At 72.9% G+C, this 23,865-nt stretch carries 20 protein-coding genes; 8 read left to right on the plus strand and 12 right to left on the minus strand.

Annotation, left to right across the window (positions count from 1 at the left end):
• Nucleotides 1-33: 33 nt before the first annotated feature.
• The 3 genes from IF22_RS0109020 to serS all read left to right on the plus strand — a co-directional run bounded on the left by IF22_RS0109020 (nt 34) and on the right by serS (nt 3,695).
• Nucleotides 34-1,215: a saccharopine dehydrogenase family protein gene (locus IF22_RS0109020; RefSeq protein WP_030330318.1), complete on the plus strand. Its 1,182-nt coding sequence runs from the start codon at nt 34-36 to the stop codon at nt 1,213-1,215.
• 43 nt (nt 1,216-1,258) lie between these two features.
• A complete protein-coding gene (locus tag IF22_RS0109025) occupies nt 1,259-2,323 on the plus strand; it encodes a DNA polymerase III subunit beta family protein (RefSeq protein ID WP_030330320.1) in 1,065 nt (354 codons plus the stop codon).
• Between the two features lie 85 nt (nt 2,324-2,408).
• Nucleotides 2,409-3,695: a serine--tRNA ligase gene (gene serS / locus IF22_RS0109030; RefSeq protein ID WP_030330322.1), complete on the plus strand. Its 1,287-nt coding sequence runs from the start codon at nt 2,409-2,411 to the stop codon at nt 3,693-3,695.
• A 91-nt stretch (nt 3,696-3,786) separates the two neighbouring features.
• Here serS and IF22_RS0109035 read toward each other — a convergent pair whose 3' ends face one another.
• The 5 genes from IF22_RS0109035 to IF22_RS36135 all read right to left on the minus strand — a co-directional run bounded on the left by IF22_RS0109035 (nt 3,787) and on the right by IF22_RS36135 (nt 11,680).
• Nucleotides 3,787-6,927, minus strand: a complete 3,141-nt coding sequence (locus IF22_RS0109035; protein WP_030330324.1) for a discoidin domain-containing protein — start codon at nt 6,925-6,927, stop codon at nt 3,787-3,789.
• Between the two features lie 77 nt (nt 6,928-7,004).
• The gene (locus IF22_RS0109040; RefSeq protein WP_030330326.1) at nt 7,005-7,847 is read right to left on the minus strand and encodes a cytochrome c biogenesis CcdA family protein; all 843 of its coding nucleotides are present in this window, start codon (nt 7,845-7,847) and stop codon (nt 7,005-7,007) included.
• The gene (locus tag IF22_RS0109045; protein ID WP_081883760.1) at nt 7,844-8,524 is read right to left on the minus strand and encodes a TlpA family protein disulfide reductase; all 681 of its coding nucleotides are present in this window, start codon (nt 8,522-8,524) and stop codon (nt 7,844-7,846) included. The genes IF22_RS0109040 and IF22_RS0109045 overlap by 4 nt, the downstream gene beginning before the upstream one ends.
• A gap of 52 nt (nt 8,525-8,576) precedes the next feature.
• Nucleotides 8,577-10,043, minus strand: a complete 1,467-nt coding sequence (locus IF22_RS0109050; RefSeq protein ID WP_030330330.1) for an NADH-quinone oxidoreductase subunit NuoF family protein — start codon at nt 10,041-10,043, stop codon at nt 8,577-8,579.
• Nucleotides 10,040-11,680 carry a hypothetical protein gene (locus IF22_RS36135; RefSeq protein ID WP_280940599.1) on the minus strand — a complete coding sequence of 547 codons (1,641 nt, stop codon included), beginning with the start codon at nt 11,678-11,680 and terminating at the stop codon, nt 10,040-10,042. The genes IF22_RS0109050 and IF22_RS36135 overlap by 4 nt, the downstream gene beginning before the upstream one ends.
• A 279-nt stretch (nt 11,681-11,959) precedes the next feature.
• Here IF22_RS36135 and IF22_RS0109060 point away from each other — a divergent pair, with 279 nt between their 5' ends.
• Together IF22_RS0109060 and IF22_RS0109065 are read left to right on the plus strand one after the other, a co-directional pair.
• Entirely contained in the window at nt 11,960-13,405 is a 1,446-nt protein-coding gene (locus IF22_RS0109060; RefSeq protein WP_030330334.1) for an alpha-amylase, read from the plus strand.
• 75 nt (nt 13,406-13,480) lie between these two features.
• Nucleotides 13,481-14,392: a L,D-transpeptidase family protein gene (locus tag IF22_RS0109065; protein ID WP_030330335.1), complete on the plus strand. Its 912-nt coding sequence runs from the start codon at nt 13,481-13,483 to the stop codon at nt 14,390-14,392.
• A 16-nt stretch (nt 14,393-14,408) separates the two neighbouring features.
• Here the strand turns inward: IF22_RS0109065 and IF22_RS0109070 are convergent, their stop codons facing one another.
• Genes IF22_RS0109070 through IF22_RS0109085 form a run of 4 tightly spaced genes read right to left on the minus strand, consistent with a single transcriptional unit; the run spans nt 14,409 to nt 17,896 of the window.
• Nucleotides 14,409-15,041 carry a response regulator transcription factor gene (locus IF22_RS0109070; protein ID WP_030330336.1) on the minus strand — a complete coding sequence of 211 codons (633 nt, stop codon included), beginning with the start codon at nt 15,039-15,041 and terminating at the stop codon, nt 14,409-14,411.
• Nucleotides 15,038-16,168, minus strand: coding sequence for a sensor histidine kinase (locus IF22_RS0109075; protein ID WP_036411094.1), 1,131 nt, complete (start codon nt 16,166-16,168; stop codon nt 15,038-15,040). Before IF22_RS0109075 ends, IF22_RS0109070 begins: the two co-directional genes overlap by 4 nt.
• A gap of 26 nt (nt 16,169-16,194) precedes the next feature.
• On the minus strand, nt 16,195-16,995 hold the full coding sequence (locus IF22_RS0109080; protein ID WP_030330338.1) for an ABC transporter permease: 801 nt from the start codon (nt 16,993-16,995) through the stop codon (nt 16,195-16,197).
• Between the two features lies 1 nt (nt 16,996).
• Nucleotides 16,997-17,896, minus strand: a complete 900-nt coding sequence (locus IF22_RS0109085; protein WP_030330339.1) for an ABC transporter ATP-binding protein — start codon at nt 17,894-17,896, stop codon at nt 16,997-16,999.
• Between the two features lie 283 nt (nt 17,897-18,179).
• On the opposite strand from IF22_RS0109085, the gene IF22_RS0109090 reads away from it, so the two are divergent.
• Both IF22_RS0109090 and IF22_RS0109095 read left to right on the plus strand, forming a co-directional pair.
• Nucleotides 18,180-19,034: an alpha/beta hydrolase gene (locus IF22_RS0109090; RefSeq protein ID WP_030330340.1), complete on the plus strand. Its 855-nt coding sequence runs from the start codon at nt 18,180-18,182 to the stop codon at nt 19,032-19,034.
• Nucleotides 19,035-19,089: 55 nt separating this feature from the next.
• Nucleotides 19,090-20,220 (plus strand): site-2 protease family protein, encoded by a 1,131-nt coding sequence (locus tag IF22_RS0109095; RefSeq protein ID WP_030330341.1) that lies wholly within the window; start codon nt 19,090-19,092, stop codon nt 20,218-20,220.
• Between the two features lie 62 nt (nt 20,221-20,282).
• On the opposite strand, the gene IF22_RS0109100 is transcribed toward IF22_RS0109095, so the two are convergent.
• Entirely contained in the window at nt 20,283-21,554 is a 1,272-nt protein-coding gene (locus IF22_RS0109100) for an FAD-binding protein (RefSeq protein ID WP_030330342.1), read from the minus strand.
• The gene (locus tag IF22_RS0109105; RefSeq protein WP_030330343.1) at nt 21,551-22,303 is read right to left on the minus strand and encodes a hypothetical protein; all 753 of its coding nucleotides are present in this window, start codon (nt 22,301-22,303) and stop codon (nt 21,551-21,553) included. The genes IF22_RS0109100 and IF22_RS0109105 overlap by 4 nt, the downstream gene beginning before the upstream one ends.
• A gap of 119 nt (nt 22,304-22,422) precedes the next feature.
• Here IF22_RS0109105 and IF22_RS0109110 point away from each other — a divergent pair, with 119 nt between their 5' ends.
• On the plus strand, nt 22,423-22,845 hold the full coding sequence (locus tag IF22_RS0109110) for a hypothetical protein (protein ID WP_030330344.1): 423 nt from the start codon (nt 22,423-22,425) through the stop codon (nt 22,843-22,845).
• A gap of 32 nt (nt 22,846-22,877) precedes the next feature.
• On the opposite strand, the gene IF22_RS0109115 is transcribed toward IF22_RS0109110, so the two are convergent.
• Complete coding sequence (locus IF22_RS0109115; RefSeq protein WP_030330345.1) at nt 22,878-23,807, minus strand: LLM class F420-dependent oxidoreductase; 930 nt, start codon at nt 23,805-23,807, stop codon at nt 22,878-22,880.
• Between the last annotated feature and the right edge of the window lie 58 nt (nt 23,808-23,865).

The following is a 23,865-nucleotide window of genomic DNA, read 5'->3' on the forward strand; positions in this document are numbered from 1 at the left end:
TCGATCGGCGGGGGCGAATGGCAGACTCCGGGGATGGCCGTGGAGCGAACGTACGACGTGGTGTTGTTCGGCGCGACCGGGTTCACCGGCGGCCTGACCGCCGAGTACCTGGCCCGACACGCACCGGCCGGGCTGCGCTGGGCGCTGGCCGGGCGCAACCCGCAGCGCCTCGCCGCCGTCCGGGACCGGCTCGCCGCCATCGACCCGGGCCTGGCCGACCTGCCGTTGCTCACCGCCGAGGTGACCGACGCCGACTCGCTGCGGGTGGTGGCGGAGAACGCCCGGGTGGTGGCCAGCACCGTCGGCCCGTACGTCCACCACGGGGAGCCGCTTGTCGCCGCCTGCGCCCGGGCCGGCACCGACTATCTGGACATCACCGGTGAGCCGGAGTTCGTCGACCTGATGTACGTGCGCCACCACGCCGAGGCGGCACGCACCGGCGCGCGGCTGGTGCACGCCTGCGGCTTCGACTCCGTCCCGCACGACGTGGGCGTCTGGTTCACCGTCAAGCAGCTGCCCGCCGACGTCCCGATCACCGTGGACGGGTACGTGCGCGCCGGCGGCCGGTTCTCCGCCGGCACCTACCATTCGGCGCTCACCGCGTTCTCCCGTAGCGGGCAGGCCAGCCGGGCCGCCCGGGAGCGCCGGGCGGTCGAGCCGCGCCCGACCGACCGTCGAGTCCGGGCGGTGCCGGGCCGGCTGGCCCGCTCGGCGGAGCTGGGCATCTGGACGGTGCCGCTGCCGACCATCGACCCGCAGGTGGTGCGCCGCTCGGCGGCGGCCCGCCCGGAGTACGGCCCGGACTTCCGCTACCGGCACTTCGCCGCGGTGAAGCGGCTGCCCACAGTGCTTGTCGGTGCCGCCGGGCTCGGCGCGCTGGTCGGGCTGGTGAAGCTGCCGCCCAGTCGGCGCTGGCTGCTCGGCCGGCTCGCGTCCGGGCAGGGGCCCACGGCGCAGCAGCGGGCGTCGTCGTGGTTCCGGGTGCGGTTCGTCGGCACCGGCGGCGGGCAGCGGGTGGTCACCGAGGTCGCCGGCGGTGACCCCGGCTACGACGAGACGGCGAAGATGCTCGGCGAGTCGGCGCTGTGCCTGGCGCTCGACGAGCTGCCGCCGACCGCCGGGCAGCTCACCCCGGTGGCCGCGATGGGTGACGCGCTGCTCGACCGGCTGGTCCGGGCCGGCCTCACCTTCCGGGTGCTGGAACGCTCGGCTTGACCCTCGACCGGGTCGAGGGGGCAGGATGCCCAGCGTGAGTCACCTGCACAGCATCGGCGAGCTGGCCCGGGCCAGCGGCCTGACGGTCAGCGCCCTGCGCTTCTACGACTCGGCCGGCGTGCTGGAGCCGGCCCTGGTCGACCCGGTGACCGGCTACCGCTGGTACACCGACGAGCAGGTCGCGCCGGCCCGGCTGGTGGCCGGGCTGCGCCGGATCGGCATGCCGGTGCCGCAGATCGCCACCGCGGTACGCGCCGAGCCGGCAGTGGTGCACCAGCTGCTCGACACGCACCTGCGCCGGCTCGCCGACGGGCTCGACGACGCCCGCCGTGAGGTCGACCGGCTCCGGGCCCTGCTGGACCCGACCCCGCCGACCGCCACCACGCTGCTGGTCTCCCCCGCCGCCCTGGCCGCCGCGCTCGACGCGGTGCGCTTCGCCGTCACCGTCGACCCGGAGATGCCGATGCTCGCCGGCGTGCTGTTCGACGTGGAGACCGACGGCGTCCGACTCGTCGCCACCGACCGGTACCGACTGGCGCTGGCTCGGGCCGCTGCCGACGTCGACGGCCCGCCGGTGCGGGTGTTCGTGCCGGTGGCCCTCGTCGACCAGCTCCGGCCACTGCTCGACGCCGCCGACACCTGGCCGGTCCGGCTGACGGTGGCGGGCGCGGACCTGCGGGTGCGGGTGGCCGAGGGCACGGTGACCGGCACCGCCCTGCCGTACGACTTCCCGGACTACCGCCGGTTGCTGCGCAAGGCGGTCGGCGAGCGGTCCACCGCGCGCCGGATCCCGGTCGACGTGGCCTCCCTGCGCGCCGCGCTGGCCGACCCGGCGGCCCCCACCGTCGCCCGCGACCATGACGGCACGACCCGTGCGGTCACCGTGCTCGGCGTCGACGACCGGGGCGGGCTGCGGCTGCTCCCCGCCGCCGACCTTGGCACCGACGCGCTGCGGGTCGGGGTGGACGGTGGCTACCTGCTGGACGCGTTGAACGCGGCCGGTGCGCCGCAACTGGTGCTGGAGCTGGACGGGCCGATCGCCCCGCTGGCCGTACGCCGACCGGACGACGCGGACACCTACTCGGTGCTGATGCCGATCCGGCTCTAGAACCTCCCCGTCCCGGGCGGAAAAGCCCGCGACGGTAGCATCTGGTGGTTCACCTGTGACCCCGGACGGAGGCGTACGGAGCAGCATGCTCGACATGGAGTTGATCCGGAAGGATCGCGAGGCGGTGGCGACCGCGCTGGCGAAGCGTCTGGATCCCGCCGAGGTCACCCGTGCCCTGGACGAGATCCAGCGGCTCGACCAGGAACGCCGCGCCCTGATCACGGAGATCGACGCCGAGCGGCAGCGCCGCAAGGCCGAGGCCCGGGCGTACGCGCAGGCGAAGCGGGCCGGCGAGGAGCCGCAGGTCGCCGCGCCGGAGGCGGAGCGTCGGCAGCTCGCCGAGCTGGAGTCCCAGCTCGACGAGGTGCAGGCCCGGCTGCGCGACGCGATGAGCGAGCTGCCCAACCTGCCCAGCGACGACGTGGTGGCCGGCGGCAAGGAAGCCAACCGGGTGGTGAAGACCTTCGGTGAGCCTCCGGTGATCGAGAAGGTCCGCGACCACGTGGAGCTGAGCCGGGCGTTGGGCCTGGTCGACTACGAGCGCGGCGTCAAGCTCGGCGGGTCCGGTTTCTGGATCTACACGGGCATCGGCGCCCGGCTGGAGTGGGCGCTGCTCAACTACTTCGTCGACCAGCACATCAAGGCCGGTTACGAGTTCCTGCTCCCGCCGCACCTGCTGCTGGATTCGGCCGGCTTCGCCGCCGGGCAGTTCCCCAAGTTCTACGACGACGTCTACCACCTGGATGCGGCGTCCGCCCCGCGCGGCCAGTTCCTGCTGCCCACGTCGGAGACGGCGATCCTCGGCGCGTACCAGGACGAGATCCTGGAGACCCCGAAGCTGCCGCTGAAGGCGTTCGCGTACACCCCGTGTTACCGGCGGGAGTCGGCCGGTTCGCACTCGGACGAGCGCGGCACGGTGCGGGGGCACCAGTTCAACAAGGTGGAGATCTTCCAGTTCACCCTGCCGGAGCAGGCCGACGCGGCGTTGGAGGAGATGCTCGCCCACGCCGAGAGCCTGGTCGAGGGGCTGGGTCTGCACTACCAGCGCACGCTGCTCTCGGCCGGTGACGCCAGCGCCTCGATGAAGAAGACGCTCGACATCGAGGTGTGGATGCCGAGCACCGGCAAGTACAAGGAGGTGTCGTCGGTGTCCTGGGCCGGCGACTACCAGGCTCGTCGGGCGGCCATCCGCTACCGCGAGCCGGGCGGCAAGCAGACCCGCTTCGTGCACACCCTCAACGGCTCGGCGCTGGCGACGAGCCGGCTCTTCCCGGCCATCCTGGAGCAGTACCAGCAGGCCGACGGCAGCGTCCTGGTCCCGAAGGTCCTCCAGGAGCGCCTGGGCACCGACCGGCTGACCCCCCTGCGCTGAATCAGTCGGCGGCGGGGCTGGTGCGATCCGCACCAGCCCCGCCGTCGTCGTTTCGGGCCACGGGTGTCAGACCGTGGTCGATCCCGCCGGTTCAGGCACCGAACACCTCCGCGTGGGTCAGCCGGGCGTCACCGGGCTGCCAGTCGGCGACCGCGATCGCCACGTACCGTCCGGAGGACCTGGTCGTGACCGTGGTCTCGGGTTTCGGCTTCGGGACCGAGGCGACCGTCACGTAGCCGAGTCCGTCGGCCGAGGTGGCCACGGTGATCGGCCGCCGCCGACCGGGGGTCCAGGTCAGGCGGACCGATGCCAGATCCCGGAGCGATCCGAGGTCGATCACCAGTCGGCCGTTCGGGCCGGGTTGCCAGGCGGTCCCCGGGTCGCCGTCGACGGCGGCCGACGGGTCGGTCATGCCGGCCGGGAGCGGTGACGTCGGGTAGGTCGTCCGGGACCGGGCCAGGTCACGTGTCGGCGTCACCGTCCCACCCGCGAACGCGACGTCCTTGCGGTGTCCGGCGGGAACCGTCACTCGCTGTCGGGCGCCGCCGGCCGCGGACTCCACCTGCACCTTCACGATGTGCCCGGCGGGCGCGGTGATTCGGAGGTGGTGCGAGTCGGTGACGTCGAACCGGGTACCGGCGGGGATCGCCTTCCCCGGCTGTGCCGCGGTCGCGGTGAACCGGGGCGGCTCGACGCGTGCGGTAAATGCGGCGAGGTCGACCTGGTAGGTGCTGGTCCCCGATCCGGTGACCTGGCTTCCGTGGTACAGCCGCAGCGTGGCGCGCTGCGCAAGCGTGACGGCCGCCGTGATGTCGTCGTCGGACAGGTTGAACAGGCTGAGGTATCCGTCGGCGTCACTCACCCGCAACGCCTCCGGACCGCCGCTGGGCATTGTTCGCGACGCCGCAGCGGCCAGGGCCGACCTGTCCGCGCCCGCGTACCCCTCGATGATCAGCCGGGTGCTGCCGGTGGCCGGCCCGCTGGACAGGGTGACGGTGGTGGCGGTCACGGTGATCGGATTCTGGGCGTTGTGGACCACCAGACCCGCTCGTCCGTCGACGTCGAGCCAGGAGCCGGTGATGGTCGGGCTGTCCGGCACCACCGCCGCGTCGCTCCAGTCGGTGCCGTCGAGTGAGGTCTGGATGACGTAGCGGGTGCCGTACGCGGCCTCCCAGTCCAGGCGTACGCCGCTGATGTCGATGGGCTCACCGAGGTCGACGGCGAGCCAACTGTCCGCGCGGGCGCGTTCCTCGCGGGCGACCGCCCAGCGGGTGCCGGGGTTGCCGTCGGTCGCGCGCGCAGCGGGGTAGGCGGGGTCGGCGGACGAGGCCGTGGTGGGCCGCCCGATGGCGCGGTCGACCCCGCCGGCGTCGAGCACGGCGAAGGCGAACAGCGAGTAGCCGTACTGGTTGACGGGGGATCGGCCGAGCATCCGCACGTACCGGGCTGGACGAGGCGCGAAGCTGATCTGGTCGGTTCCGCCGTCGCCGACGCCCGATTGTCCGGCCAGGGTGACGGACCCCTGTTCGCCGGTGAAGGTACGGGTGCCGGTGAGCCCGGGTACGCCGGGCATGTCCAGGTTGAACAGGGTGAGCGCGCCCTCGTCGGCACCGATGCCGGTGGTGGCGTACACGACCGTTCCGGTGGGCAGCGTGACGTATCCGGCGGTGCCGCCGGCGACGCGGAGAACGGTCGCCGTGGCGTCGACACCGTCCCGGGCCACTGTGTACGCGGCGGAGGCGCGGCCGAGGACCGGCGCGGACTGCCTCGGCAGCAGCGAGGCGGCCCGGGTGTCGAACAACCAGTTGTCGTGGGCGGGGGCCCACTGGAACGAGACGAATCCGGTCTTGCTGACCGCCGCGGCGAAGGCGGTCGCGCTCTGGTGGGCGGTCAGCCCGGCCTGCTCCCCGAAGTCCCTGGTGCCCGCCGCCGCCGCGAAGAACGCGGTGCTGGCGACCGGCTGGACCACGCCGCCGTTGGCTGCCCGCCAGGCATGGAAGAGATAGCTGATGGCGACCTCGGCCCGGGCCTCGGGCTCGTACTTCGGCTCGCCGCTGAACTTGGTGAGCCGATTCTCGGGCGGGTAGTTCAGGTAGGGCATGAGCCGGTCGGCGAGGTCCGCCTCGGCCCGGGCGGCGTGCCGGTCGCCCTGGACCTGCGCGAGGAAGGCGAGCGGCAGGACGTCACGGCCGTACAGGTGGTAGCGGTCCGCGACCATCGGCATGAAGGGTTCGCCGGCGTCGCTGGCCAGCAGCCGCATGGTCCGCCACAGCTCGGCACCGCTGGGCTGCCTGGTGAGTGCCTCGGGGAGCGGTTGGCCGGCGGCCAGGAAGTGCGCCGCGGTACGACCCGCGGTGCGCCACAGTTCCTCCTGGTAGTGCGGGCCGAAGGAGCCGTGGTTCTCGACCAGGAACGTGTCGTGGATGTTGTGAGCGGTGTTCCAGTCCGCGACCGCCCGCCCGTCGACGACGGCGGGGTTGGCACGGTCGGCTGCCGGTAGTCCGGTCGCGTTGAGCGTCCACATCGAGAACCGCTCGCGCCACGCCGCGGCTGCGGGGTCGTCCGGCGCCCAGGCCAGACCGGGCGCGATCGCCTGGGCGTAGACCCCCATCTCCTCGAGCTTGGTGTCCCCGATCCAGCCACCGGTGAGGCCGTTCGGCGTCCAACCGCCACTGAGCGGGTCGTTACCGGTGCCGAGGGAGTGGGCGTACGCGGCCTGCCCGCGGGCGATGCGGTCGACGTTGGTGCGGGTCACCTCGTCCAGGTCGGACCAGAGCAGTCGGGCGGCCAGGACGAAGTACAGCTCGAAGGTGCTGTCCCAGAACAGCTGTCGGCCCCACTCGGTGCCGCCGGTGAGCCGGTTGGTGGCCGCGAAGCGGCGGATGGTGGCGACGGTACGGGCGTGCAGCGTGTCCCGGTCGACGCCTGCCGCTGCCGCGTCGTACCCGGGCGAGGTGAGCAGGACCGCGTTACCGAGGACGACCGCGAACCTGAAGTCCGCGAGGCGGTACGCGTTGATCGCCGGATCCCACTGCTCCTCGGCCCATCGGGTGTGGGCGAGCAGCAGCGCGTGGTAGGTGTTGGCAACCGGGCCGACGGTCGCGGCCGGTGACCAGGTGGCGGATGGCGCGGCCTGGGCGGCGGCGGGTCGGGCGATGGCGAGTCCAGCGCCGATGGCGCTGCCAAGGATGAGCAACCGCCGCCGGCTCAACTCGAGTTCGGATATGCGCATGGTGGTCCTTCGGTGTGACAACGTTGTCAGACAGCCTCCGGTGATCGTTTCCGGATGTCAAGACCGACGCCGTCGCCTCAGGGACGACGAGGGCGGTGGGCGCGCTTCGCCACGAGCGCGGCCAGGAGCAGGGCGGCCAGGGCGGCCAGCAACACCGCCGGGCCGATCCGGTCGAGGGCGTCGGCCAGGGCTCGCTGGACCTGGGCGGCCACCCGGATGACCGGGTCGTGCAGCGCGTCGCGGCGACCGGCGGCCAGCCGTAGCTCGTACCAGCCGTACCAGGCGACGTAACCGCCGGCGAGCAGCAGCACCAGGCCGCTGAGGCGGGGCACCAACGCCCCGGCGACGCGCAGCCGGGCCACCAGGCCGTCGCGCAGCAGCGCCACCCCGAGCGCGGCGACAGCGACCACCAGACCCATCCCGAGGGCGTACGCGCCGAACAGCGCCAACCCCTGACCGGTCGAGCCGGTCTGGAGGCTGGTCACCACGATGGCCAGGAACGGCGCGATGGCGCAGCCGAGCGACGCCAGCGCGTACGCCGCGCCGAACAGCGCCATCGACGGCCAGGACCGGGTCAGCCGGGGCGCCCGGGCGGACCAGCCGGGGGTCGGCAGCCGCCGACCGGCGAGCAACCAGCAGCCGACCACCACCAGCAGCACGCCGAGCGTCACTGTCAGCCACGGCAGCCGGGGCCGCAACCAGCCGGCCAGCGGCGCGAGCGCCAGGCCGAACGCGCCGAAGACCAGCACGTACCCCACTGTCAGCCCGGCCGCCGCGGTGAGCGCGCGGCCGACCGCGCCGCGAGTGTCCGACGTCCCGGCGACCAACAGCGAGAGGTACGCGGGCAGCAACGCGAAGCCGCACGGGTTGACCGCGCCGAGCATGCCGGCGGTCAGCGCGAGCAGCAGTGTGCCGGTCACGCCCCGGCCAGTGCGGCGACCCTGGCGGTGAGCGCCTCACCGTCCAGGAATCCCTGGTGGACGACCGTGCCGCTGCGGTCGATGACCACGAAGATGCTCTGCTCGGTCACCTTGAACCGCTTCCAGAGCACTCCCTTGCTGTCCTCGATCTGCGGTGTGCCGTCGAGCTCGAACTCGGTGACGAACTCCTTCATGGCTTTCCGTTCACCCAGCCCGGCCACGCCGACGATCGGCACGGTGTCCCGGTACTTCGGGGCGATCTCGGCCACCGTCCAGGCCTGACTGGCGCAGGTGGCGCACCACGGCGCCCAGAACCACAGCACCACCGGTCTGCCGGCGAGCTGCGCCGCGTCGAACGCGGCCCCGCCGAGGGTCGTCCCGGTGAAGCGCAGCACGTCCGGGACCTGCACCGGAGCGGCCTGCGGTCCGCCGGTGGGCGAGGCGGTCGGCGAGGGCGGTGTCGCGGTCGGCGCGGCACCGGGCGGGGCCGATCCGGCGGCGGTGGGTCCGCCCGGCGCGGTGCCGGTGCAGGCGGCGACGCCGAGCAGGGCCACCACGAGTGCCCCAGCGGTGGCACCACGGCGTAGCTGTCCGGCCGCTGCCCAGCGGCTCAGCTGCCCGGCCGCTGCCCAGCGGCTCAGCTGCCCGGCCGCCGTCCACCTCCTGCTGATCCGCATCCGTTCCTCCGTCTCCGGTCCGGAAGGGACCCTTGCTGGACCTGAGGCCTACCTACTCGGCCTTGGCGAGTCGGAGGGCCAACTCGGGGCAGACCTTGACCGCCTTCAGCGCCCCCTCCCGCAGCCAGGTCGGCACGGGGGTGGCCGGGAAGGCGGGATATCCGTTCGCGTCGAGGCGGATGAAGTCCGGGACGACGTGCGCGCACAGGCCGTGCCCGTCACAGCGCGACCAGTCCAGGGTGAGCTTCTGCGGGTTCGCGTCGGGTGCGCCCGGCAGCCCCATCACGCCCGTGACCCGCCGGCCGCAGCCGTCGCCGGTGCTGTGCAGTCGCAGGTCCTCGGCGAAGACCTCGATCGCGGAGAGCGCGAACCGGGCGGTGCCGTCGGGGTGGCTGCACGCGCCCCGGCCCTTCACCTCGCCGGCCGCGGCCCGCACCACGTCGGCCGGTTGGCTGCCGGCGACGGCCAGGTCCACCGCGCGGGCCAGGTCCGGCAGGCCCATCTTGCACGGTCCGCACTGCCCGGCGGACTCACCGGCCAGGTAACGCACCACCTGGGCGGCCTCCCCGAGCGGGCAGGTGTCGACACCGAGCGGGACGATGATGCCCGCGCCGAGCGTGCCGCCGACCGCCGCCAGGCCCTTGCGGGAGACCTCGGCCTTCTCCGCCGCCTCCGGGGTGATCCACTTGCCGTGGTAGCCGCCCATCAGGATGCCCTGGACGTCCGGCACCTCGCACAGGTCGAGGACGTCGCGCAGCGGCATGCCGGCGGTGCACTCCACAACGGCCGGTCGGCCGGCCGCCCCGGTCACGGTGAGCAGCACGGTGCCCGGCTCGTCGTCGGTACCGAGCGCCGCGTACTCGTACGGGCCCAGTCGGGCGCCGACGGCGAGCTGGGCGTACGTCTCGGCGTTGGACAGCAGGGTGGGCAGGCCGCTGACCCCGGAGTCGCTGGAGCGCTTCTTGGTGCCCGGCGGGATGTGCGGCAGCCCGTTGATCCCGTTGACAAGTGCGCCGCCCTCGCCGGAGATGAACCGGTGCGGCACTGTGACGATCGTTGTCTGCACCGGCATCCGGCGCTCGTCGAGGGCGTCCATCAGCGAGTCCCGGCCGACCCCGTCGTCTGCCACGCCGATCACGATCTCGTCGGCGTCCAGGGCGTACGCGGCCAGCGCCGCGCCGTCCAGGATCAGGTGCGGGGCGCGGGTCAGCAGCACCTTGTCCTTCCAGCTGGCCGGCTCCCCCTCGGTGGCGTTGACCACCACCACGGCGGCGAGGTCCTGCCGCTCGCAGGACTCCAGCACCGCGCGCAGTTTGCGGGCGAACGGGAACCCTGCCCCGCCCTTGCCCTTGAGTTGCATGCCCTCGGCGAGCCGGAGCAGTTGCGCCGGCTCCATCGGGCCGATCGGTCCGTGCACCTCCTCGTGCGCGATCAGGTCGAGTCGGCCGTACTCGGCGAAGCCGGCGGTGAGCCGGGGCTCGCCCACACAGGCGACCGGTGGCACGGCGGTGCGCATCATTTCGCCTCACCCCGCAGCCCGGCCCAGTACGCCCCGTCCACCGCGTCGGCGCTGGCCTTGCGCCGCTTGGACCGGCCCTCGCCGGCTGCCCGCTTGGCCCGCCGTGACGCCAGGTCGACAAGGGTGGGGGTGTCGTCGACGGGCACCTCGTCCGGCACGTACCGGGCCGGCGGACGCCAGTAGTCCGGCTCCTCGGGCAGGTCGTCCTCGGCGCTGTGCCGGCCGCTGCCGCTGCGCGGCGCCGACGAGATCGGGCTGCTGGAGATCGGGCCGGCCGAGATCGGCTCGACGGAGACCGGGCCGGCGGAGATGGGCTCGTCGGCCTGCCACCGGCGTGGACTGTCCCACGGCTCCTCGGCCTCGTCGAGGGTCGGCCGCGGCGGCGCCGAGTAGCGGCTGCCGTCGTCCTCGCTGCGGGACCGGCGACGGGACCGCTCGGCGGCCGGCTCGTCGACGCGCCGCCGGCCGGCCGGTGCCACCTCGTCGCGGGTACGCGAGGCGCGCCGCCGGGTCACCGGCTCGGCCTCCTCCTCGTCGCGTCGACGGATGTCGGTCTCGTCCACGCTGCGGCGGGTCGACCGGCGGGTCGTCGGCTCCTCCTCGGCGCGCCGGCCGCGCGAGGACCGTTCGGTGTCGCGGTAGGCCGCCGGCTCCTCCTCCCGTCGGCGTCGGCTGGGCCGGGTCGGTTCGACGAGCGAGCCGGGCTCGGGCACCACCGGGACGGTGAACCGTTCCGGGTCGCGGCGGGCGGGCGGGGCGGTCCAGGTGGCGGTGGCGGTGTCCGCCCAGGCGGGACGCTTGTCGGTGGCCTTCGGGCGCCGACCCAACCCGGCCAGCAGCGATCGGGCGGTCTTCGCCTCTTCAGCCCGGCCGACCATCACCGCGTTGCGCACCGCTGCCTGGTGCTGCTCGCGGCTGCGCCGACCGATGGTGACCGAGAACCGCACCAGCAGGGCCAGCACCACCAGCAAGACGCAGCCCAGGTAGCTGAACATCACCCAGGGCGCTGCGGCCCGACCGGCGTTGAGGCCGTGCAGGATGGCGAAGGGCCAGGCCAGGTACGCGGTCGAGTGCAGCGCGCGCCAGAGCCACCTCGGACCGACGCCCGCGAAGCGGGCGCGGATGATGCCGGTCCAGATCACGCTGACCATCAGCAGCGCGGCGACGGTGCCGAGCCCGACGTAGAAACCCCCGCCGCCGACGAACGGCACCAGCGCGTCGGTCGCCGCCGCCCGCCCCGTGCCGATCTTGGTGAGGACGTGGAAGCCGAGCCCGGCCACCCCCAGCACACCGGTGGCCCGGTGCGCCGACTGCATCAGCACCCGGTGCGGGATACGCAGCACCAGCCGGTCGGTGGCGAGCAGACCGAGCATGACGGTGAGACTCAACGACACCAGGGAGACCACCCCGGCGAAGAACTCGGTGAAGAAGAAGCCGTACGCGTACGCCGTCTGACCGGTGCCGGTCAGCATGATCGCCGCCCAGAGCGCGGCGAGCACCGAAGCGATCAGCAAGGCGCTCGCCGACCGGGACGGGGTGCGCACCCCCCGACTGCTGGCGGTGGTCCGGATCGTCGCCTTCTTGTCCTGCTGTGCCCGGGCCATCTGCTCCTCGATCGTCTCGCGGCGGCGTACCACCGGCCGACCCCTGCTCCCCCATCCAGTACGGACCGGCGGGGCGCGCGGATCACCCGCCGCGAAAAATTTCTGGGCCGAGATCGAACCGAGGGGCACGGCCGTGCGTTGCACCCCGCTCCCACCCACCAGATCGGACAGTGACGAACGTGCATGCATTGACACTCCGTGCAACACGCTTGTAACCTTTCAGCAAATTTCAGCCCGAGTTGCAAGATTCCGGCAACCGGGCGTTCCCCCACCGCACCACCACCCCCGCTCCCGCTCCCGTCAGGAGTCCCCATGCACCGACGTCGACGCGGCTCGGCGCTCCTCGCCCTCGGCCTGATCGCCAGCCTGCTCGTCCCCACCACAGTGACGGCACCCCCGGCCGTCGCCGCCCCGTCCGGCGGCAAGAAGGTCATCGTCCAGCTCTTCGAGTGGAACTGGCCCTCGGTGGCCAACGAGTGCCAGAACACCCTCGGCCCGAAGGGCTACGGCTACGTGCAGGTCTCACCCCCGCAGGAGCACGTGCGGGGCAACCAGTGGTGGCTGGCGTACCAGCCGGTCAGCTACCGGATCGAGTCCCGCAAGGGCACCCGGGCCCAGTTCCAGTCGATGGTGAACACCTGCCACGCGGCCGGGGTCAAGGTGATCGTCGACGCGGTGGTCAACCACATGTCCGGTCAGGACAACGGCGGCACCGGCTGGGCCGGCTCGTCCTACTCGCACTACGACTACCCGGGCATCTACCAGACCCAGGACTTCCACCACTGCGGGCGCAACGGCGGCGACGACATCGCCAACTACAACGACCGGTACGAGGTGCAGAACTGCGAGCTGGTCAACCTCTCGGACCTGAAGACCGAGTCGGACTACGTCCGCACGAAGATCGCCTCGTACCTCAACGACCTGCTCTCCCTCGGCGTCGACGGCTTCCGGATGGACGCCAGCAAGCACATGCCGGCCGCCGACATCGCCGCGATCAGGGGCAAGCTGTCCCGCTCCGCGTACATCGTGCAGGAGGTCATCTACGGTGCCGGCGAGCCGGTCCAGCCGACCGAGTACACCGGCAACGGTGACGTGCACGAGTTCCGCTACGGCAAGGACCTGGCCCGGGTGTTCCGCTCCGAGCGGTTGGCGTACCTGCGCAACTTCGGCGAGGGCTGGGGGCACCTGCCCACCGGCCCGGCGTCGGTGTTCGTCGACAACCACGACACCCAGCGCGACTCCGGCGGAGTGTTGACCTACAAGGACCGCGGGATCTACGCCCTGGCGAACGCCTTCATGCTGGCCTGGCCGTACGGCTCCCCCACCGTCATGTCCAGCTACACCTTCAGCAGCCGCGACGCCGGCCCGCCGTCGGACGGGGCCAACAAGACACTCAACACCACCTGCTACTCCGGCTGGGAGTGCGAGCACCGTTGGCCGGTGATCGCCAACATGGTCGGCTTCCGCAACGCCACCGAGGGCGCCGGGGTGGCCAACTGGTACGACAACGGCAACAACCACATCGCGTTCAGCCGCAGTGGCAAGGGCTTCATCACCGTCAACGACGAGGACGCCGCGGTGAACGGTCGCTCGTACTACACGGGGTTGCCCGCCGGCCGGTACTGCGACGTCATCCACGGCACGTACGCGGGCGGCACGTGCAGCGGACCAGTGATCACGGTGGACGGTAACGGCTGGTTCGCGGCCAACGTGCCCGCGCACGACGCCGTGGCCATCCACATCGGCGCACGAATCTGATTCGGTCGGGGCCTCCGGGCGGCGGATTTCGCCGAACCGGGGGCCCCGGCGCAATCGCCACCATAGAGTGATTTCGTGTCGTTTGACCGAAAGACTCCGTCCCGCCGTCGCGGCGTCTGGGTGACCGCCGCCATCGGCGTACCCGCGCTGCTGGTGACCGCGCTGCTGGTCGGCCAGGCCCTCACCCCCAGCTCGACGGCCCCCGACGACAGCAGCGTGGTGGTGGCCGACCCGACCCCGAGCAGTGTGGAGCAGAGCCCGGACGAGTCGGTCCCCCCGGCCGCGCCCGCCCCGGACGGGCTGCCGGTGGTCGACTACGACCCCGCACCCGGCGGGTTCCCCACCGATCCGGCCACCATGGACGTCACGCCGCTGACCGACGGCGCGCACCCGACCAGACGGATCGCCGCGTACGACGCCCCCGGTGGTCGTCCGCGCGCCTTTCTCGAACCGGCGATCCGCGGTGTGGAGCTGACCATGCCGATCGCCCAGCGGCGGGCCGGCTGGACCGCCGTCCTGCTGCCCTCGGCCAACCGGCGGCTCGCCTGGCTGCCACCCGGCGGCTTCGAGACGGTGCCGCTGCGCGACCAGATCGTCGTCGAACGCAAGGCGCACCGGCTCACCTGGTACCGGGCCGGCAAGGCGGTGCGTTCCTGGGAGGTCAGCCTCGGCCAGTCCGGCCAGGAGACTCCACTCGGGCGGACCTTCATCCTGGGCCGCACCCCACCGCCGGAGTCGGTCTACGGCGGGGTGGACATCTACGCCCTCGGTTCGGTGCCGGACGATCCGGAGTCGGTGCCGGACGGGCTGCGCGGCGCGCACATCGGCGTGCACACCTGGCACAACGACGACGAGCTGGGCGAGAACACCACGAACGGCTGCATCCGGCTGACCCGCTCCGGGCAGCGGGAGCTGCTCGCCGAGGTCCGCCCCGGCAGCAGCGTGGTGGTGGTCGACCAACTGGCCGCTCCGCCGCCGACCGCCTGAGCGCCGGCACAGCCGGTCACTCGCCGAGCAGCCAGCCGTTCCGCTCGGCGACCCGGATCGCGTCGGCCCGGTTGCGGGCACCGGTCTTGCCGATCGCCGCCGACAGGTGGTTGCGGACCGTCCCCTCGGACAGGTGCAGAGCCCGGGCCAGGTCGGCGACGGTGCCGCCGCCCCGAGCGGTCCGCAGCACCTCGGTCTCCCGCTCGGTCAGTGGGCTCGCGCCGGTGGCCAGGGTCTCCGCGGCCAGCGTCGGGTCGACCACCCGCAGGCCCGCGTGCACCCGACGGACCGCGTCGGCGAGCTGCCGGGCCGGGGTGTCCTTGACCACGAACCCGCTCGCACCGGCCTCCATCGCCCGACGCAGGTAGCCGGGTCGACCGAAGGTGGTCACCACCAGCACCCGGCAGGTCGGCAGCGCCACCCGCAACGCCGAGGTGGCGGCGATCCCGTCCAGGCCGGGCATCTCCACGTCCAGCAGGGCGACGTCCGGGGCGCTGCGTCGCGCCTCGGGCACCACCTCGTCGCCCCGACCGACCTCGGCGACCACTGTCAGGTCCTCCTCCAGCGAGAGCAGGGCGGCCAGCGCACCCCGGACCAGCGCCTGGTCGTCGGCGAGCAACAGCCGGATCGGCGTCGAACCGCCGCTCACCGGGCCTCCTCCGGGGTGTGCACCCGCAGCAGAAAACCGTCGCCCGTCGGCCGGCGACCGACGGTCACCACCGCGTCCAGCCGACGCGCCCGCTCCCGCAGGCCGACCAGCCCGTGCCCGCTCGCGTCGGGAGTGGACGGACCACGGCCGTCGTCACTGATCTCGACCCGATCCGGGTGCACCCGGATCACGCAGCACCGCGCCCCACTGTGCCGGACCACGTTGGTCACCCCTTCCCGTACCGCCCAGCCGAACAACCGGTCCCACTCCCGCGGCAGGTCCGGCACCTCGGTCGGCACGTCCGCCGCGATGCCCGCCGCGGCCAGCGCCGAGCGGGCGCCCGCCACCTCGGCGGCGAGACTGACCTCGCGGTACGCCCCGACCGTCTGCCGTACGTCGGCCAACGCGGCCCGAGCCAACGCCTCCACCTCGGCGATCTCGGCGGCGGCCCGCTCCCGGTCGACATCGAGCAGCCGCCCGGCCAACTCGGCCTTGATCGCCACCACGGTCAGCGAGTGCCCAAGAATGTCGTGCAGGTCGCGGGCGGTGCGGGCCCGCTCCTCGGCGACCGCGAGCCGACCGATCTCCTGCTGGGCGGCCCGCAGTTCGCTGTTGCGCTGGGCCAACTGGGACACCCCGAACATGGCGAACGAGGCGAGCAGCACCGCGAAGACGATGCCGTGCTCCGCCTCCCACCCCGGCACCAGCCAGGACGCCAGCACGGGGGTCACCGCGCAGAGCGCCACGACGGCCAACGCCTCCCACTGCGGCAGCAGGAAGACCGCCGCCGCGGCCACGTAGACCAGAGTGGCCAGCCAGTCCCCGCCGGTGCCCGGGAGGCTGGCCAGGCCCACAGCGAGCAGCAACGCCAGCCCGGCCCGCGCCCGGCCCGCCGGGATCGGCCGCAGGGACTGGCGCAGCTTGCGGGCCCACTGGAACAGCAGCACGTAACCGACGCTGAAGGCGACCAGGGTCGACACACCGAGGATCCGCCGCCACGGCTCCGGTTGGTGCAGCGCGGTGGCGAGCGGCACGTTGAGGAAGAACAACCAGACGGCGGCCAGCAGCCAGCCGGTGTACCGCCAGTGGCGGCTCACCGGCCAGGGCTGCCCCGTCGAGAGGTCCATCGGGATCACGCTATCGGCCCGGCCGGTCAGACCCGCGCGGTGTCCCGGCGGAACAGCCGGGCCGCGCCGACGCCGAAGACCAGTGCCCAGACGACGAGGTTGACCACCGCCGCCATGCTCACCCCGTCGCCGGTGAGGGGGGCGCGAGCCAGCACACCCATGCCGTACACCGGGGTGAACGTCGCGACCTGCTGGAGCACGTCCGGCAGCACCTCGACCGGGACGAACAGCCCGCCGAACATGGCCAGCACCGCCAGCACCGGGCCGATGATCTGCATGACGTTCTCGGCCGGCGCCAGGTACCCGATGAACAGACCGAACGCGGCGAAGACCAGCGAGCCGACCCAGGCGGCGAGCCCGGACAGCAGCCAGACGTACGCCGGGACGCGAACGCCCGCCACGGCGCCCACCAGGAACTCGATGACGACCGCGAGCAGGCCCAGGCTCATCGCGGTGATCAGCTTGGTCGCCACGTACGCCGCCGGACGCAGCGGGGTGAGGCGCAACTGTCGGCTCCAGCCCAGCGCCCGTTCGGTGGCCACCGCACCACCGACGCTGGTGGTCGCCACCATGGCCGCGTACACGGCCAGGCTGATCATGACGTACGCCGTCACCGGGCGGCCGTTGTCCAGTGACTGCCCGCCCTGCGGCAGACCGAAGATGAGGAAGAAGACGCCCGGCATGATCAGCGTGAAGGCGAGGGTGCGGCGGTTGCGCAGCACCCGGCGCAGCTCGATACCCAGGGCACCCGGGGCGAACCCGCCCAGTGCGGGCAGCCGACGGTCCGGCGTCGTGACAGCGGCGCGCGTGGAGGTGGAGGTGGTCATCTCAGGCTCCGGTCTGCGTGGTGGTCAGGGCGAGGAAGGCGTCCTCGAGGTTGCGGGAGGTGATCTCGACGTCCCGGGCGGCGGTCCGGGTCAGCAGGTGCCGGGCGACCGCGTCCGAGTCGCCGGTCCGCACCAGCACGCTGTCGCCGCGCACCTCCACGGCGTCCACGCCGGGCAGTGCGGCGAGCGCGGCCTGGTCCGCGCCGGGCAGGGTGGCCCGCACGGTACGACCGGCGGCCAGGTTCTTGATCTCGGCGGTGGTGCCGTCGGCGACGATGCGCCCCTGCCGGACCAGCACGATCCGGTCGGCGTACGCGTCCGCCTCGTCCAGGTAGTGGGTGGCGAAGATGACGGTCCGTCCACGTCGGGCGTCACGGCGCAGGGCCTGCCAGAAGTCCCGCCGACCCTCGACGTCCATCCCGGTGGTCGGCTCGTCGAGCACCATCAGGTCCGGGTCGGGCAGCAGGGCCAACGCGAAGCGCAGTCGCTGCTGCTGACCACCCGAGCAGCGCCCGACCACCCGGTCGGCGATGTCGGTGATACCGGCCCGCTCCAACACCTCCACCGCCGGGCGGGTGTGCCGGTAGAAGTGGGCGGTCATCCGCACCGTCTCGCCCACCGTGAGGTCCTTGAGCAGCCCGCCGGTCTGCAGGACGGCGGCGACCCGCCCCCGGGCCACCGCGTCGTCCGGGGTGCCGCCGAGGACGCGGACGGTGCCGGCGTCCGGGCGGGACAGCCCGAGCAGCATGTCGATGGTGGTGGTCTTGCCCGCCCCGTTCGGGCCGAGGAACGCCACCACCTCGCCGGGCTGCACCCGCAGGCTCAACCCGTCGACAGCGGTGACCGCGCCGAAGCTCTTGCTGAGGCCGTCCAACTCGACAGCCGGATGCGTACTGGTCATGGCACTGATACTCCGGCGGGGCGTACCCCGGTGCCCGGAGCGGTCGTCACCTCCCGGCCGTGACATTTGTCAGGGGCCGGACGCCACGGAGAGTGACCTCCGTGCGAGCAAACACCGCGACGAGCGTGATGCCCCTGAGTCATCACGATGCCCCTGTGTCATCACGCTCACTGCCACGTCCGCCTCCCGAACGCGACCCGCCGAGGCGAGCAACCGGCGGAGGAATTCCCGGCACGGCAGCGGGTAACCGCTGCCCCGGATGCCGCGACACCGGGGGGACGAGATGGGTGCCACGCCGCAGGGCCAGGTCGACACGGTCGTGCTGATCCACGGGCTCTGGATGACGCCGCGCAGCTGGGAGGGGTGGGCGCAGCGGTACACCGAGCGTGGCATGCAGGTCATCGCCCCCGCCTGGCCCGGCATGGACCGGTCGGTGGAGCAGTTGCGGGACGATCCCAGCCCGATCGCCGAGCAGAGCATCGCCACGATCGTCGCGCACTACGACAAGATCATCCGGGCGCTGCCGCGACCACCGATCATCATGGGGCACTCGTTCGGCGGCCTGTTCACCCAGATCCTCGTCGACCGGGGCCTCGGCGCCGCGGCGGTCGGCGTGCACCCCGCGCAGGTGAAGGGCGTGCTCAAGGTGCCGCTGAGTCAGCTGCGCTCGGGCTTCCCGATCCTGCGCAGCCCCGCCAACCGGAACAAGGCCGTCCCGTTCACCCCGGACGACTTCGCCTACACCTTCGGCAACGCCATGAGCCGGGAGGACTCCGACCGGGCCTGGCAACGCTACGCCGTCCCCGGTGCCGGGCGGGTTTACTTCGAGGGCGCGTTCGCCAACCTCGACCCGCGCTCGCCAGCCCGGGTCGACGTCGGGCGTAACGACCGGGCGCCGCTGCTGCTGATGGCCGGCGAGGTCGACCACGTGGTGCCGGCGTCGGTGGTCCGCGCCAACGCGGGGCTCTACCAGAAGTCGCGGGCGCTCACCGCGTACGAGCAGTTCGCCGGCCGCTCGCACTTCACCGTCGGGCAGGACGGCTGGGAGAAGATCGCCGACTACGCGCTGGACTGGGCGCTGCGGGCGGCGGCCCTGCCCCGGGAGGCCACCATCGCCAGCGAAGCCCCCCGCCGCTGACCGATCAGGCGAAGTGCCCTCGCATGCCCACGGCCTGGCGGGGTACCCCGCTCGGATGAGGGCCAGTTTCCGGCTTGGCCGGGTCGCGGGAGTGCCGGTCGGCGTCAACTGGAGCGTGCTGGTCATCTTCGCGCTGATCGCGTGGGGGTTGGCAGCGAACCAGTTCCCCCGCTCGTACCCCGATCACTCGCCGGTGGCGTACACGCTGGCCGGGCTGGCCGCGGCGGTGGTCTTCTTCGTCGGCCTGCTCGCCCACGAGGTGTCGCACGCGGTGGTGGCCAAGCGCAACGGGCTGACTGTCGACGGCATCACGCTGTGGCTGTTCGGCGGCGTCGCCGAGTTGCGGGGCGAACCGCGTGACCCGGGCGCGGAGTTACGGATCGCGGGCGTCGGCCCGCTGGTCAGTCTGCTGATCGGGGCGTTCTTCGGTGCCATCGCGGCGGTGCTCGCACTGGCCGGGCAGACCGGGCTGCTGTTCGGGGCGGTGGCCTGGCTGGCGGGAATCAACGTGCTGCTGGCCATCTTCAACGTGCTGCCGGCCGCGCCACTGGACGGTGGACGGTTGCTGCGCGCGGCGGTCTGGAAGGCCACCGGTGACCGAACCCGGGCGTCGGTGGTCGCCGCCCGGGCCGGCTGGGTGCTGGGGGTGCTGCTGATCGGCCTGGGGCTGTGGCAGTTCCTGTCCGGGGTCGGGTTCGGCGGGCTGTGGCTGGCGCTGATCGGCTGGTTCCTGATCGGCGCGGCCGGGATGGAGGAACGGCAGGCCCGCACCGGCACCGCGCTGCGCGGGATCCGGGTGGGCGATGTGATGACCCCGCAGCCGCAGACCGCCTCGGCGGAGATGACTGTCGCGGACTTCGTCGACCACTACCTGTTCGCGTACCGGCATTCGGCGCTGCCGCTGACCGAGGACGGCCGGCCGACCGGCCTGGTCACCGTCGACCGGGTGCGGGGCGTACCGCCGGAGCGGCGGGCGTCGACCACGCTGGCCGAGGTGGCCTGCCGCGCCGACCAGTTGGTGCTGGCGAAGCCCGGTGAACAGCTCAACGACCTGCTCCCCCGCCTCACCGAGTGCGCCGACGGCCGAGCCCTGGTGATAACCGAAGACGGCCGCCTGACCGGCATCATCTCCCCCAGCGACATCAGCCGAGCCGTCCAACGCAGCACCCTCGCCAGCTCTCGGTGATCATGAGGTTAGCGGGCACGACACGCCGACATCGGTATCGCTAACCCCATGATCAACCGAGGTCAGCGGGGGAAGTAGTGGGCCAGGGCCTCGGTGTGGAACTTGGCCTTGGGGTCCAGGTCGGTCAGGAGGGTGGCGAAATCGGGGTGGCGTGGGTAGCGGGCGGCCAGCTCGGCCGGATCGGTGACGAAGACCTTGCCCCAGTGCGGGCGGGGCGCGAAGGGCGCCAGGCGCTCCTCCACGGCGGCCACCACCGGCAGCACCGCCCTGGTGTCGTCGACCCAGGTGAAGTGCAGCACGAAGCTGTCCCGCCGGTAGTTCGGGCTGAGCCACAGCTCGTCGGCCGCCACGGTGCGCAGCTCGGATACCAGCAGCACCGGGGCGATCAGCTCCGCCACGTCGTCCAGCGCGGCGAGCGCGTCAGCCGCCACCGCCCGTGCGACGTGGTACTCGGACTGCAGTTCGTCGCCGCTGCTGGGGGTGAAGCCGAGCTTGAAGTGCGGCAGCCGCTCGTGCCACGGGCCCGCCTCGCCGAGCTGCGGGGTGCAGTTCTCCGGCGGCATCCCGAGCACCGGGTGCCGGGGCTGGTCGGCCGCTGTGGTGCCGAGCCAGTCCGCCGGGGGTGGCGGCTGGTCCGCCAACTGTTTGCGCCACACCTCGCGCAGTCGGGGCGTCCGGAAGTCGGTGAAGACACTCACGCTGTACGCCGAGCCGAGCGCCTCGTCGAGCGCCGCTCGGTCGAGGTCGAGGCGTACGTACTGGCGCAGCGCGAAGGTTGGCACCACGTCCAGCGTGACCCGGGTGACCAGACCGAGCGCGCCGAGCCCGACCACCATGCCGGCGAACCTGTCGGTGTCGCGGTCGACCCGCAGCAGGTCGCCGTCGGCGGTGACCAGCTCCAGACCGGCGACGGCGCTGGCCAGGTTGCCATGGCTCTGACCGGACCCGTGGGTGGCGGTGGCCACCGCGCCGGCCACCGAGATGTGCGGCAGCGAGGCGAGGTTCGCCAGCGCGTACCCCTGGGTGTGCAGCTGTCGGGCGAGGTCGCCGTAGCGCATCGCGGCGCTCACGGTGACCTGCCCGCGCTCGTGGTCCACCTCGACGACCGGGGGCAGCCCGGCGAGGCTGACGAGGTCGCCGTCGGTGTCGCCGAGGCTGTTGAAGGAGTGCCCGCTGCCCACCGCCCGGATCCGGCTGCTGCCGGCGACGAGCCGGCGCAGGTCGTCGACGGAGGTGGGCCGGTGGAACGCCTTCGCGGCGTACCGTACGTTGCCGGCCCAGTTGCGGCGCGGAACGTCGGTGCTCGACGCGGCGTGCGGTGCCTGCGCGGTCATGTGGCGGTCTCCCGATCGGTGCTCTGCTGGTCGGCCAACGCGGCGACGAGGGCGTCCAGAACGGTATCCGTCTGGAGCGTGTGGTAGCCACGCTGGGCGATCGGCAGGCCGGCCGCGCTGGCGCGTTCGATCTCACCCCGGGCCGCCTGCCGGGTCGCCGCGTCCCCGGACATCAGGGCGTCCTGGCCGCGTCGGATCAACCGGTCGACCCGGTCCATGTGGTACCCGCGCAGGCCGACCGGGAGATCCGGGGTGTCGAAGGCGGCGCGTCGCAGCGCGAGCAGGTCGACGAAACGACCTCCGGCATAGCGGGTGAGCGCGGCGGACACCTGGTCGGGCTGCTCCCGGACCTGGTCGAGAACGAGCAGTTCGATGGCGGGTCGGCCGTCGATCGGGTGACGGGCGGTCACCGGCTCAAGCGGCACTCCCGGCGCGGGAACCAGCAGCAGTCGCGGCGGTTCGGGACGACCGTCGCGTCGGGGCGGCTCGTCGAGGACCAGCACGCCGACGTCGGCCCACCGGATGTCCCGGCGCAGGCCGGGCCGTCGGATGGTGAGCCCGTCCGCGTGGATCCCGAAACGGAACGGGCGCAACGCGCTGACCAGCGCCACCGCGCCGAGCGCGATCGCCCCCACCGCGATGATCGTCCGTAGCAGGGCGCCGTCGCTGGGATAGACCAACAAGAGCACCCCGCCGAGTACGCAGACCAGGGCGAGCACCCGGGCGCCCCGACTCCGGCGCAGTTCCACGCTCGGACCCCCGTTCATGACCGTGGCGTCGGTCCCCGCATCTTCCGCCAAACCGGGCACCGGGGACACCGGACGATCGGGCACGGTTGTTCTCGTCATCGTCGGGGAACCCTACGCCCATGAGCAGCTACCGTGATCCGGCCGCCCGAGGTGACGTCTACCCCTCCGAGGAGGAGCTTGACCCGACCGGTACCGGGGTCGAGCAGGCCAGCGCACCGCCGGCCGACGGGTTGCCGAGTCACCCGTCCCCCACACCCGGTCCCCGGCCCACGCCGGCGCCCGCGCCCGCCCCGACACCGGTGCCGACGCCCGGTCCGCCACCGCGCGCCCCCGGCGCCCAGACGATCGTGACCCGTCACCTGGACGGCTCGGTGGAGGTGGTCACCGACCTCGACGGTGACGGCGTGGCCGACGTCGTCCAGATCGACGTGGACGGTGACGGTGTCCCGGACATCACCTACGTCGACAGTGATCGTGACGGGCGGCTGGACACCGTGCTGGGCGACCCGGACGCGGTCGGGAGCGGCGCCCACCGGGCCTGACCGGCGGCGTCGCTCCCCACCATCCGCCCGGCTCAGAGCTTCGCCATCACCTCGCTGGCGACCAGCTCCAGGTGCTCCAGGTCGCTGAGGTCCAACACCTGAAGGTAGAGCCGCTCACTGCCGATCTCCGCGTACCGGCCGATGGTGTCGAGCACCTCGGCGGGAGTCCCGGCCAGACCGTTGGCCCGCAGCTCGTCCGGTTCGCGGCCGATGGCCGCGGCGCGGCGGGCCACCTCGGCGTCGTCGCGCCCACAGCAGAGCACCAGCGCGTTGGACCAGACCATGTCGGCCGGGTCCCGGCCGATCTCGGCGCAGGCCGCGCGGACCCGGTCGAACTGCGCCGCCGTGTCCGGCACCGAGGCGAACGGCAGGTTGAACTCGTCGGCGTAGCGGGCGGCCAGCCGAGGGGTGCGCTTCGGACCCGTCCCGCCGAGCAGGATCGGTGGGCGCGGCTGCTGCACCGGCTTGGGCAGGGCGGGCGAGTCGCGGACCGGGTAGTACCGGCCGTCATGGTCGAACCGCTCCCCCGCCGGGGTGGACCAGAGCCCGGTGATGACGGCGAGCTGCTCCTCCAGCCGGTCGAACCGCTCGGCGAGCGGCGGGAACGGCATGCCGTACGCGCTGTGTTCCTCGGCGTACCAGCCGGTGCCGATGCCCAGCTCCACCCGGCCGCCGCTCATCTGGTCGACCTGCGCGACGGTGATCGCCAGCGGGCCGGGCAGCCGGAAGGTGGCGGCGGTCATCAACGTGCCGAGCCGGATGCGGCTGGTCTCCCGGGCCAGGCCGGCGAGCGTGGTCCACGCGTCGGTGGGGCCGGGTTCGCCGCTCACGTCACCCATCATCAGGTAGTGGTCGGAGCGGAAGAACGCGCCGTAGCCAGCGTCCTCGGCGCACCGGGCGACGGCGAGCAACTGGTCGTAGGTGGCGCCCTGCTGGGGCTCGGTGAAGATCCGAAGTTCCATGATCCGAGCATAGGGTTCCCCGGTCGGCCCGGCCGGCGCTATGCCGACCGGACCGCCG

Source organism: Micromonospora parva (genome assembly GCF_000718515.1).
Lineage (GTDB): Bacteria > Actinomycetota > Actinomycetes > Mycobacteriales > Micromonosporaceae > Micromonospora > Micromonospora parva.